The sequence below is a fragment of the Haloferax chudinovii genome (assembly GCF_042663345.1).
Taxonomy (GTDB): Archaea; Halobacteriota; Halobacteria; order Halobacteriales; family Haloferacaceae; genus Haloferax; species Haloferax chudinovii.
Genome location: NZ_JBHTAB010000001.1, coordinates 114502 through 126726 on the forward strand (window position 1 = coordinate 114502; position 12225 = coordinate 126726).

At 67.7% G+C, this 12225-nt stretch carries 11 protein-coding genes; 5 read left to right on the forward strand and 6 right to left on the reverse strand.

Annotated elements, in window-relative coordinates; all coding sequences use genetic code 11:
• Window positions 1-12 precede the first annotated feature (12 nt).
• The 5 genes from ACFQI8_RS00625 to ACFQI8_RS00645 form a co-directional block, all read right to left on the reverse strand.
• Complete coding sequence (locus ACFQI8_RS00625) at window positions 13-477, reverse strand: high-potential iron-sulfur protein (RefSeq protein WP_390242150.1); 465 nt, start codon at window positions 475-477, stop codon at window positions 13-15.
• Between the two features lie 110 nt (window positions 478-587).
• On the reverse strand, window positions 588-3269 hold the full coding sequence (locus ACFQI8_RS00630; protein ID WP_390242152.1) for a heavy metal translocating P-type ATPase: 2682 nt from the start codon (window positions 3267-3269) through the stop codon (window positions 588-590).
• A 95-nt stretch (window positions 3270-3364) separates the two neighbouring features.
• Window positions 3365-4774 (reverse strand): hypothetical protein, encoded by a 1410-nt coding sequence (locus ACFQI8_RS00635; protein ID WP_390242153.1) that lies wholly within the window; start codon window positions 4772-4774, stop codon window positions 3365-3367.
• Window positions 4771-5028 carry a DNA-binding protein gene (locus ACFQI8_RS00640; RefSeq protein WP_390242154.1) on the reverse strand — a complete coding sequence of 86 codons (258 nt, stop codon included), beginning with the start codon at window positions 5026-5028 and terminating at the stop codon, window positions 4771-4773. The genes ACFQI8_RS00635 and ACFQI8_RS00640 overlap by 4 nt, the downstream gene beginning before the upstream one ends.
• Before the next feature lie 105 nt (window positions 5029-5133).
• Complete coding sequence (locus ACFQI8_RS00645; RefSeq protein WP_390242156.1) at window positions 5134-6198, reverse strand: DUF7350 domain-containing protein; 1065 nt, start codon at window positions 6196-6198, stop codon at window positions 5134-5136.
• A 191-nt stretch (window positions 6199-6389) separates the two neighbouring features.
• Between ACFQI8_RS00645 and ACFQI8_RS00650 the strand changes: the two genes are divergently transcribed.
• Window positions 6390-8045, forward strand: coding sequence for a PAS domain-containing protein (locus ACFQI8_RS00650; protein WP_390242157.1), 1656 nt, complete (start codon window positions 6390-6392; stop codon window positions 8043-8045).
• Between the two features lie 89 nt (window positions 8046-8134).
• Here ACFQI8_RS00650 and ACFQI8_RS00655 read toward each other — a convergent pair whose 3' ends face one another.
• On the reverse strand, window positions 8135-8551 hold the full coding sequence (locus ACFQI8_RS00655; protein ID WP_390242158.1) for a VOC family protein: 417 nt from the start codon (window positions 8549-8551) through the stop codon (window positions 8135-8137).
• Between the two features lie 181 nt (window positions 8552-8732).
• On the opposite strand from ACFQI8_RS00655, the gene ACFQI8_RS00660 reads away from it, so the two are divergent.
• From ACFQI8_RS00660 to ACFQI8_RS00675, 4 genes are all read left to right on the forward strand, one after another.
• The gene (locus tag ACFQI8_RS00660; protein WP_390242160.1) at window positions 8733-9101 is read left to right on the forward strand and encodes a DUF7964 domain-containing protein; all 369 of its coding nucleotides are present in this window, start codon (window positions 8733-8735) and stop codon (window positions 9099-9101) included.
• 432 nt (window positions 9102-9533) lie between these two features.
• Window positions 9534-9965: a type IV pilin domain-containing protein gene (locus ACFQI8_RS00665; protein ID WP_390242161.1), complete on the forward strand. Its 432-nt coding sequence runs from the start codon at window positions 9534-9536 to the stop codon at window positions 9963-9965.
• 239 nt (window positions 9966-10204) lie between these two features.
• Window positions 10205-10645, forward strand: coding sequence for a type IV pilin domain-containing protein (locus tag ACFQI8_RS00670; RefSeq protein WP_390242163.1), 441 nt, complete (start codon window positions 10205-10207; stop codon window positions 10643-10645).
• A 159-nt stretch (window positions 10646-10804) separates the two neighbouring features.
• Entirely contained in the window at window positions 10805-12142 is a 1338-nt protein-coding gene (locus ACFQI8_RS00675) for a M20 family metallopeptidase (protein ID WP_390242164.1), read from the forward strand.
• The last annotated feature ends 83 nt before the right edge of the window (window positions 12143-12225 follow it).

Genomic DNA, 12225 nt, shown 5'->3' on the forward strand with positions numbered 1-12225 from the left:
AGCGTCGGAGCGCTACCCCTCGTATTCGACGTAGGAGACGCAGTGTCCCTCGGGTGAAATCTCGCCCGCGACGATGGCGCACGCGCCCACGCCGTCCCCGTTTTTGTCCTCGATGTAGTACCGACAGGTCGAACACTGCTTGCCGTCTTTCGGCTCGTCTTGGTACGAGACGGCCTCCTGCGACGAGAGGCTGTCTGGGTTGCGCTGGGTGCCGTCGAGGGACGTGGCGGTCACGTACGCCTCGGGGACGCCTCCGGTCGACCCCGACGACTCCGTCGTGGCCGCAGTCGTCGTCTCGGTCGCGCCACCACCGCCGCCGCCACCGCCACCGCCGGAACAGCCGGCCAACCCCGCCATCGCGGCGGTCCCGGCGAGCCAGATGAACCGTCTTCGGGTGCGCCCGGCGTCGCGGGTGTCCCGGCTCCGCGTCGGTCGGTCGGTCGCGTCTCGGCGTGGCGTCCGCTCGTCGTCTCCCATACCAGTTTCTGACGCGCGGCATCGGGAAAACCGAGCCAGCCGATTCTCGTGTGGCAAGAATTGCGAACACGTTGATGGTGTCACGCCACTAACTAGCGCGGATTCGCGACTCAGTCGTCCGGGCGAATCCGTGCGAGTCGCATCGCGTTGCCCGTCACGCCCATGGTCATCCCGGCGTCGCCCGCGAGCACCGCGAGCGCGACCGAGACGTAGCCGAAGGGCACGCCGACCGCGAGGACGGCCTTGATGGCGAGCGACGCCCAGATGTTCTGCCGGATGACGCCGTTCGCTCGGTGGGAGAGCTCGTAGAGGTACGGGAGTTTCGAGAGGTCGTCGGCCATGAGGGCGATGTCGGCGGTTTCGAGGGCGGTGTCGGTGCCGGCCGCGCCCATGGCGACGCCGACGGTGGCGGTGGCGAGCGCCGGGGCGTCGTTGATGCCGTCGCCGACCATGGCGACCGAGCCGTACTCGTCGAGCAGGCCCTCGACGGCGGCGACCTTGTCCTCCGGGAGGAGGCCCGCGCGGAAGTCGTCGACGCCGACCTGCTCGGCGATGGCGCGGGCGGTCCCCTCGTTGTCGCCGGTGAGCATGACGACCGAGAGGCCGGCCTCGCGGAGCTTCGCGACCGTCTCGCGGGCGTCGGGGCGGACCTCGTCGGCGACGGCCACGAGCCCTTCGAGGTCGTCTTCGGTCCCGACGACGACGACCGTCTTGCCCTCCGACTGGAGGCGCGGAATCGTGTCCTCGACGAGGTTGAGACAGCCGTGGCGGTCACAGAGCTCTCGGACGTCCTCGGAAAGCTCCTCGCCGGGGCCGGTGACGTGGACGTGTTCGAGGTCGAACCCGAGTTCCTCGAAGAAGCCGGGCTTGCCGGCGAAGTGCGGGACGCCGTCGAGGTCGGCGCGGACGCCCTTGCCGGTGACGCTCTCGAAGTCGTCGACCGCGCGGGCGGCGACGCCCGTGCCCTCGGCGTGGGTGACGATGGCCTCGCCGATGGGGTGTTCGCTCCGGGATTCGAGGCCGCGGGCGCACCGGAGCACGTCCTCCTCGGAGTTCCCGTTGAGCGGGACCACGTCGGTGACGGTGAGTTCGCCCTTCGTGAGCGTGCCCGTCTTGTCCACGGCGACGGCCTCGACCGCGCCCATCGCTTCGAGGTGCGTGCCGCCCTTGATGAGCACGCCGTTTTTCGCGGCCGACGTGATGCCGGAGACGACCGAGACGGGCGTCGAGATGACAAAGGCACAGGGGCAGGCGAGCACGAGCATCGTGATGCCGTAGACGAACCACGTCACCCAGTCGAGACCGAACGCCAGCGGCGGTATCGCCGCGACTGCGACCGCGACGACGACCATGACGGGGGTGTAGTACGACGAGAAGCGCTCGACGAACTGCTCGCGTTCGGTCTTGTTGGACTGGGCGTCCTCGACCATCGAGACGATGCGCGAGAGGGTGTCGTCGCCCGCGGCGGACTCGACGCGGACTTCGAGGTAGCCCGCCTCGTTGACGGTGCCCGCGAACACCTCGTCGCCCTCGGCCTTGTCGACCGGGACGGACTCGCCGGTGATGGGGGCCTGATTGACCGCGCTGTCGCCCGCGACCACCGTGCCGTCGACGGGAATCTTCTCACCGGGCTTGACGGCGACCACGTCGCCGAGTTCGAGGTCTCCGACCGGGACGACCGTCTCGACGCCGTCGCGGAGGACTGTCGCCTCGTCGGGCGAGAGATCCATCAGCTCGCGGAGGGAGTCGCGCGTGCGGTCCATCGAATAGCGTTCGAGGAGTTCGGAGACGCTGAAGAGGAACGCGAGCGTCGCCGCCTCGAAATAGAGGCTCGTCGGGCCGGAGATGAGGCTCGCGGCCACGGCGCTGAGAATCGCCGCCGACATCAGGAAGTCGATGTCGAGACTGCGGTTCTTCGCCGAGTAGTAGCCGTTTCGGAGGATGGCCTGCCCGCCGACCGCGGCCCCGAGGACGTACAGCAGTTCGGCGACCGTAAACGAGACGCCGAGGACGCTGGCGACGACGAGTTCCAGTCCGAGGAGGTACTCGGCGGCGATGCCCGCCGCGAGGAAGCCGCCGCTCACCCACGTTTTCACCGCGCGCGTACTGCGCCAGACGCTCTCGCGGCCCGCGTCGGAACCGCCGTGGGAGTGGCCGTGACCGTCGTCGCCATCGTCGCCGTCGGTCCCGGTGACCTCGTACCCGGCGGCTTCGATGGCCGAGACGACCGCATCGAGGTCCGCGTCGGCCGCGAGCGTGACGACCGCGGTCCCGGCCGTCGGGCGCGTCTCGTAGGAGAGCACGCCCGGTGCGCCGCGGAGCGCGTGTTCGACCTTCCCGGCGCAGGAGGCACAGTCCATGTCGGGGACGGAAACCGACACCTCGCGCGTCGAGGGGCCGTCTTCGACGGCGTAGCCCGCGCCCTCGACGGTGCCCCGGATGTCGTCGGGCGTGGTCCGGTCGGGGTCGTAGTCAACGACGAGTCGGCCGGTCGTCACCCGCGGGTCGATGTCGCCGACGCCGTCGAGGTTCCGGACGCTCGTTTCGACCTTGCTCGCACAGGAAGCGCAGTCCATGTCCGGCACGGAGAACTCCGCGCGGGTCGAATCGGCGGACTCGCCGGTGGGGTCGCCGGTGGGGTCGCCGGTCTGCGTCTCGCCGGTCGCCCCCGACGCCGACGCGCCCTCGACCTCGCAGGCATCGCCGCACCCGCACTCGTCGCCCGCTTGCGGGTCCGTGGACGCGTCCGCCCCGGCATCGGGACCGGGGTCGCGTCCGTCGTGTTCGCTCATACTCGGCAGTAGCCGGTGACGGATTAATAATTCACCTGTTAGAAACGGAGGGTTCGATATTGTTTATTCACAAATTAGAGCCGCTTAGTTATTAATCAGAGGAACGGCGGAGACGCGGTCGGCAGTGAGATGAGCCACAGGCTGAGAATCGTGTACAGAACCATCACGGCGACGAAGGGGAACTGGCTCCGGACGGCCTGCAGTCTGCTGGGGAAGGTCCGGTAGGCCTGCGAGTGCGCCACCCACACCGCGAGCAGGTGGCCGAGGAGGACGAATCCGACGTTCAGACCGCCGAACCACGCGGGGAGCGTGAGCACGACCGGGTTCGCCGGCGACGACAGGGGAGACGACAGCGCGTGGACGAGCATCGGCGACAGCGAGACGAGGAAGCCGAAGTAGTGCGCGAGGTGGTAGCCGGCGGCGATGGCGAGCAACGAGGGCGCGAACGTGACCGCGAGGTCGAGCGGCGTCTCGAAGGTGTCGATGCGGCGGGCGGTCACCCGCGCCGCGAGGACGTAGAGACCGAGGAAGACACCGAAGCCGCCGAGGTAGAGCAGTCCGTAGACCAAAAGCGGCGGGAGTCCGACGCCCGCGAGCCACCGGACGGCCGCCGCGCCCTGCTCGGTCGTGACGAAGCCGCTGAACGTGAGTTCCCAGACGAGGACGACCGCGACGGCCACGTCGCCGAGGTCGGTCAGGTCGTCGTCGGTGACCAGTCGCATCCCCGGCAGGCGGAACGAGAGCCCGTCGTCGTCGAGACGAACCGGTGCGACCCGGCCGTAGAAGTGCAGGAAGACGGAGACGGGGTCGGCGTTGTCGAACCACGCGTCCACGCCGACGACGACCGCGCCGGCGAGCGTGACGACCGAGTAGGCGACGAGCGCGGTCGCGAGGACCGAGGGCCGGGTCGTGACGGCGGTCGCGGTCTCGACCCAGACGAGCACAAGAATCCCCGCCACCGCGGGCCAGCGGCCGAGTCGCTCGGGATAGGTGACGAAGCCGTTCGGAACCGCCGAGACGACGGTTCGCCACGGGTTCAGCGCGCGCCACGTGTCGGCGACGAGGTACGAGAGCATCGTGTAGCCGGCGCGGAGTCCGGCGAAGACGACGATGACCGTGAAGCTGACGGTCGGAACCTGCGGGCCGGCGTAGCCGAGGTAGACCGCGAGCGCGAGGACCGCGAGGCCGAGGACGCCGCCCGTGACCCGGAGCGCGCCCAGGACGCCGTCTGAGACGCCCGCTTCGGGGCCGGTCTGCCACAGGTGGACGCGCTCGATGAACCGGCGGTCGGTGACAAAACTGGCGAGGAGCGCGGAGGCCCCGACGGTCGCGCCGCCGGTGGCGAGATAGAGCCACCGCGGGACCGCGAGGTTGTCCTGCGACGCGCCCGCGAGGCCGACCGCGGCGTTGCTCGCGGCCGCCGGGTCCGCGAGGAGCGACAGCAGACTCGCCACGAGGAGGCCGAGGCCGAATCGTCTGAGGGAGATGGGTCGGAGTCGGGTCATGATGCGAAGACGATAAACAGCATGAGGAAGCCGAAGTACAGCAGGACGAGGACGCCGAGCGCGCGGACGCGGAACGACTTGAGTTCGTCTTCCTCCTCGTAGTACGCCTCGCGGTACGCCTCGACCTCCGCGGCGTCGAGGGCGTCGGGGTGTCTCGCGCCCCGGTGGAGGACCAGCAGTCGCTCGGTCGGATACGCCTCGCCGCACGCTGTGCAGATGTGGCGGTCGCGCGTCGCGTCGGTGTCCGTGGTCATCCGATAGTCACTCGAAGTTCGGTGGGGTTGGCTTCTGAACGTTTCCATCGCGGGCGTCCGTCGAGGGGGGTCCGGCGGCAGAGTGCGAAGCGACGGGTCGACGCCTCAGACATCGAACCGCATCGGCTCGAACGCCATGAACGCCGTCTCGTAGCCGTCGTGGCGCGCGACCTGCGGCGGCACGTCCACGGAAAGCGTCAGCGCGTCGCCGGATTCGACGCCCTCGACGCTCGCGCCGTAGTGGTAGCTGAGGTCGGGGTCGAGCGTCCGGGCGAGTCGCGCGCCGTCGAGGACCGTCGTTCCGCCGCGGTCGAGCGTGGCTCTGACGCCCATCATCGGCAGGACGAACTCGTTGTGCGGCGTCCGCGCCGAGACGTAGAGGTACGCGCCGTTGACGCCGAACCGGGAGCCGTCGTCGACGACGAAGGCGTCGAACAGGGCGTCGGCGCTCGTCCGCCGCCCGAGGTGGCGACCGGGGAGCGCGTCGACGGCGGGGGCTTTGCCGGTCGGGACGCCCATCATCTCCATCGCGGGGACCGCGCCGCGCGACCCTGCCTCGTCGCCGAGACGCGTCAGTTCCACGTCGTAGAGGTCGTCGGTCTCGAACGCGAACTCGAACGTCGCCGTCTCGGCCGCGCCGAACCCCCCGGCGAACGAGCCGGTTCGGGAAAGCGAGGTGCCGCCGACGTGGACGCGAGCCTCGTAGTCGCCCTCGCCGTCGAGGACGTAGTTCGAGCCGTAATGCATCCCCATCTGCTGGGAGAGCATCGGGTAGGCGACCTCCTCGCTCACGAGGTCGCCGTCGCGGAGAATCTCGATGGAGACGCCGGCGTCGAGCGGGAGAACGGTCCCCGTCTCGGCGTCCCACAGCGACGCCATGAGGTGAATCGAGTCGTCGGCCTCGACGACCGTCCGCTGGAGTTCCGAACCGGCGGCCGTCCAGAAGCGGTGGGGATACGAGTAGGTGAGCGCGACGCCGTACGGTCCGGCGGTCGTCTTGCCGTACAGCTTCATCCCCTCGGTGATGGCGGGCAGATAGACCGCGGCCGGCCGGTCTTCGACGAGCGGCGGGTCGCGCCACGCCGACTGTCGTTCGAACCCGCCGAGACACCCCGCGGTCGCCGCGAGGGCTCCGATTCCGAGCGTCTTGATGGCGTCTCGTCGTTTCATGGTATCTCGGACCTCGTCGGCCCGTGTGGTGTGCCGCCGCGCGTCCCCCGCGAGACGGTGATTGGCTCCGCTAGCGGCCCGGTGCCAATGTCGGTTGCGCTTCCGCGTCGGCTTTCGAGGGGTGTGTCGTCGTTATCAACTGACGGTTCGCCGCATCACGTTTATAAACCCGCTCCCGTTCCGTTCGAACGATGAACGACTCGCCGCTCGACGGTCTCGACGCCCGCGACATCGCGTTGGCGTACCTCGGCTTCGGGACCGCCGGCATCCTCGGCGGCGAGTTGCTCCTCTCGGTCGTGCTGGGTGTGCCCCCAGCCCCCGAGGCCCAACTCGCCAAGGGGTTGGCCTTCGTCGCCGTCTCCACCGCGTTCGTCTGGGCGCTCGTCGCTCGGAAGGACCGCCGAATCGAGCGCCAACAGGCGTCGATTCGGTCGTCGCTCGACCAGCTTCGGACCGTGGTCGCCGCGTCACCGGTCCCGATTATCGCGGTCACGACCGAGGGGCGCGTGACGAGGTGGAACGACGCCGCCACGGAGACGTTCGGGTGGGAGCGCGAGGAGGTACTCGGTGAACGACTCCCCTACAGCGCGAGCGAAGACGGCGAGAACAGCGAAAGCACCGAGGAGATTATCCGGCGGACCATCGCCGAAGACGGCCTCTCGAACGTCGCGGTCAAGCGGCAACGCGCGAACGGCGACCTCGGAGAGTTTCGCCTCTCGACGGCGGTCGTCCGCGACGCCGACGGCGAGGTCCTCGAAATCGTCGGCGTCTTCGTCGACGTGACAGCACAACAGCGGCGGGAGCGTCGCCTCCGCGAGTTCGAACAGGCCGTCGAGCAGGCGGGCCACGCGATTTACCTCACCACGCCCGGCGCGGAGATTACGTACGTCAACCCGGCGTTCGAGGAGACGACCGGCTACGACGCCGCGGAGGCGGTCGGCGAACCGGCGTCGATACTCAGTTCGAGCGAGATGCCGCAGACGTACTACGAGCGGCTGTGGCGGGTCGTCCAGTCCGGTGAGACGTGGCAAGAGCGAATCATCGACCGACGGAAGGGCGGCGAGCTCTACACCGCGATACAGACTATCGCGCCCATCGAGAGCAACGGCGACATCGACGGCTACGTCGCCATCCAGTCCGACATCACCGAGTCGGAGCTGACCAGACAGCGGCTCGGCGTCCTCAACCGGATGTTCCGGCACAACCTCCGAAACCGGATGAACGTCATCGAGGGCTACGCGGAGCTGATTCGTCAGAACGACGCCGCGATCACCGACGAGGAACTCGCCGATGCCGCCGGGGCCATCGTCGAAGCGGCGGGCAACCTCGCGTCGCTCTCCGAGAAGGCCCAGACGGTCTCGGAGGCCCTCGAATCCGAGGGGGCGCCGCGGCGCGTCTCGACGCTCATCGAGGACGCCGTGTCGGGGGGCGAATCGACGTATCCGGAGGCGACGATACGGACGGACATCGGGACGGGGCTCCACGCGCGAGTCGACAGCCGCGTCGGCGCGGCGCTCGACGAGCTAATCACGAACGCGCTCAAACACGGCGGTGAGACCGTTCACATCGACGTGTGCCGAACCGAAGACGACGACTCGAAACTCCTCGTGCGAGTCGCCGACGACGGGCCGGGTATCCCCGACGAGGAGTGGCGAGTTATCAAGCGCGGCGAGGAGACGCCGCTCGAACACGGGACCGGGATAGGCCTGTGGCTGGTCCACTGGGTCGTCAAGAAAGCGGGCGGGAGCATGGAGTTGGAACCGTCTCCCCTCGGGGGAGCGGCCGTGACGCTGAGGCTTCCGGTCGGGTCAGAGCGGCCGCGGACGTGGTTTCCGAGCGACGAGTGACCACCCCCGGTATTGCGCGGTATTGCGGGTTGAGAACAATTCGAACGTCGAGCTCCGAGCGGTGACGCCCGTCGAGCGGAGCGGCCGGGTCAGGCGTCGAGGAGTTCGACGAGGTTCCCCTCGGGGTCGCGGACGAACGCGATTCGCGTGCCGCTTTCGGTCGTCTGCGGTTCGCTGAGCGTCTCGGCGTCGGCCGGGAGCTCTGCGACCGCGGCGTCGACGTCGTCGACCGAGAGCCCGAGGTGGGTCGCACCGGGACGGTTGAGCGTCGGCTCGTCGGCGTCGGCTCCGGTCGGGTCGTACTCGACGAGTTCGACGCGCACGTCGCCGCCGTCGAGGTGGGCGAACCGTGCCGACACGCCGTCCACGGAGACGGCGGTGGCGAACTCCTCGCCGCCGACTTCGAAGCGGGAGACGACCGGCAGGTCGAGCGCGTCGCGGTAGAACGCGAGCGTGGAATCGAGGTCGCGAACGGTGATGCCGACGTGGTGGGCGTTGGTGTGCACGGTTCGTCTGCGCGCGCAGAGCCTCAAAGGCGCTTCGCTCGGAACGCGGAACGCGGGGAGACGTGCGCGAGGCGTGCGTTCGGAACCACGCCGCCGCCGGAGACCGTATCGCATATACCCGCTCGGCCGCCCACGTAGATACGATGGAACCGAGAGGTGCGCGACGCGAGGTGGTGCGACCGTGAGCGAACCGTTCGTCGAATCGCTCCCCGGACGGGCGGTCCCCAAATCGTTTGTCGCCGAACTCGAAACGAAAGAGGCGATTCAGCAGGCCGTCGCCGTCCGCGGCTACAACCTCGAACGCGACGGCGAGACGGTTCAGCACGCCTACCAACTGGTCGTGAACGTCCGCGGGAAGTACATCCTCGGCCTCCACCTCTCGAACGGGACGTGGCGCGTCGTCTTCGACACGCGCGACCACCCGAAACTCGCACAGGAGGGCCCGCGAGCGGCCTACGAGGCCGTCCACGACGCGCTCTACGAGCGCGCGCCCTCCGACGCGAAGATAGATTTCGAGTCGACGCCGCAGTTCTGGAACGCCTCGCAGTAAGGGCGCAGACGACTCTGTGGCCGGTTCGAGGGCCCCAACTCCGTGAGCGGCGTGTGTGAAACGCGCGTGAGCGGCGCGCGCCGCGGCCGACGACCCGTCCGACCCCACACCACCGTGTCCGCAGAAACCCGAGGCGTGACGGTTCGAACCGGCGTGTCGCGCGGGCGAGAGAGTCCGATTGGGGGTATCGGGCGCCAACGGGCCAGTTCGCCACCGGTCGCACCCCCGATGGTACGCAGGTGGGATGGAACGGCTTAAATCTCGAATTCAGGCGTTAGGAGCGTCCTAACCCCTCTAATAGACCGGTAAGCCACTGCGAAATTAAATATATCCGGAACATACGGAAGGCCAACAGGAGCCGGAACATGTGGCCGCTCGCGGTCCCGTGCAAGTGGGCACGAGGTGGGTCTGAGGCCGGTCCTGGGTAAAACAATGGATATCAAGAAATTCCTTAGCGAATCACGCGCAGTCTCGCCGGTCATCGGCGTCATCCTCATGGTCGCGATTACCGTCATCCTCGCGGCCGTCATCGGTACCTTCGTCCTCGGTCTCGGCGACCAGGTCGGCGACACCGCCCCGCAGGCGAGTTTCAGCTTCGACTACGACGGTGCACAGGAAATCACGATTACGCACGAAAGCGGTGATTCCATCGCCAGCGACCAGCTGAGCATCGTCATCCCGTCGGACTTATCGACGCCAGTCGTGTCGAAGAATGATGGCTCGGACGACAACATGAACGCCGGTGAGACCATCGTTGTCGACCTCGATGGCACTGAAACCCTTGACGACGGCGACGAAGTGCGCCTCGTCTGGACCTCCGAATCCGGCTCCAACTCCGCGACCCTGCAGACGTACACGCGCTGAACGGTCCGCGGCGGCACAGCCAACCGAACCTTGATTTTTTCGAACGTCACTCCGTGAGCGACAGCACCATCCGATTCTGGTACGAATCACGCATGAGACGTGAAACACCTTCTCAGTACTAGTTTATACCTTCTGAGAACGTCAGACTATCTGTTAGGTTAGAACGCAGGCGTTCGAGGACCGAGTCGAATTTTTCCGACGGTCCCCCCTCGTCCGGCAGACCTAGGAGAAACACAGCTATGCAAATCAAGACAATGTTCACGGAGTCTCGTGCAGTCTCGCCGGTCATCGGCGTCATCCTCATGGTCGCGATTACCGTCATCCTCGCGGCCGTCATCGGTACCTTCGTCCTCGGTCTCGGCGACCAAGTCGGCGACACCGCCCCGCAGGCGAGTTTCAGCTTCAACTACGACGGGACGGAACTGACCATCACGCACGAAAGTGGGTCACAGATTGACGGCGACTTAGTCACCATCGCTGGTGATGTCAACGTCACCGATGCTGGCGACGGAAACAAATGGTCGACCCTCGGTTCTGACACCATCAGCGCAGGTGAATCCGTCGTCGTGCAGGACACTGATGAAGACGGCTTTGCCAGCGGCGATACCGTCCGCGTCGTCTGGACCTCCGAATCCGGTTCCAACTCCGCGACCCTCCAGCGGTGGACCTACAACGCCTAAGCCGGATGGCCGAAGCGAAACCGACCCCCACCGAGCCCCATTCGGACTAACGATTTCTTGCGGACCTGTCCCACAGAGGCATCCGTATCCCTCGCAGTAGTATTGTAATTTTAGCACAAACTTATTCGTCGTCAGTACGTAGAGTCGGACAGAGAGTCCATGTCCAGCGACCCACGCGCCGTCACCTACCTCCGCGAGCACCGCGAGGACGTCGTCGACCTCGCGGCGGCGCTCGTCGGCCGCGACACGCAGAACCCACCGGGAGACACGCGGGAACTCGCGTCGTGGCTGGAATCGTTCTTTGCAGACCTCGGTATCGACACCGAGCGCGTCGCCTCGGACCCGACGAAGCCGAACCTCGTGGCGACGCTCCCCGGTGCGACAGACCGGACGCTCGTCCTGTTGGGGCACCTCGATACGGTCCCGTTCGAGGCTTCCGAGTGGACGCGCGAGCCGCTCGGCGAGCGGGAGGGCGACCGGCTCTACGGACGCGGCGCGACCGACATGAAAGGAGCAATCGCCGCGATGCTCGCGGTGGCGACGGCGTACGTCGAAACCGACACGGTGCCGGCGACGAACCTCGCGTTCGCGTTCGTGAGTGACGAGGAAGTCGCCGGGAGCGCGGGACTGCCGACGCTTCTCGACCGGCGCGGGCTCGGCGCGGACGCCTGCGTCATCGGCGAGACGACCTGCGAGAGCGACCGCCACTCGGTGACCGTCGCCGACCGAGGGAGCATCTGGCTGGAACTCGAAGCGACGGGGACCGCCGCCCACGGCTCCCGGCCGATGCTCGGCGAGAACGCGATTCACCGGCTCTACCGCGCCGTGAGCGACATCGAGTCGACCCTCAGCGAGGTCCGGTTCGACGTCGACCCCGCGGTGCGGGCGCTCGTCGACGACTCCGTCGAGTACTACGCGCCGCGGTTCGGCGAGGACGCGGCGCGGACGCTGTTCGAACGGCCGTCGGTGAATCTGGGCGTCCTCTCGGGCGGCGACCGGGTGAACGTCGTCCCCGCCGCGGCGCGGGCGAACCTCGATATTCGCGTGACGGCGGGGGTCGAGACGGCGGCGGTGCTCGACAGTGTTCGGGAGGTCGTCGCCGGTCACGACGGCGTCGAGATTTCGGACGCGGACTGGTCGGTCGGGACGTTCGAGGACCCTCGCGGCCCGCTGGCGAACGCGGTGGTCTCGGTCGCTGAGGGCGTCACCGGCGGGCGCGTGTACCGCCGAAGCGCGACCGGCGGCGGCGACGCGAAACGGATGCGAAACGCCGGCGTTCCGACCGTCGAGTTCGGTCTCGGGACCGAGACGGCCCACGCGGTCGACGAGTTCACCACGGTCGGGGCGCTCGTCGGTAACGCCGAGGTGTACGCCCGCCTCCCCGACGAGCTGTTGCGGCAATTCGATAGTGGTACCAGAACGTTTGATTCGACGGGCGCATCACCAGCAGATACGACTCCTTCACGGCGCGAACGACGAGAGAACGACGCACGATAAGACCCGACGCACGGTAAGACCCGAAAACCGACCCACGATAAGGCCTGACGATTCGCACTATGCCCGACGATTCACGCTATGCG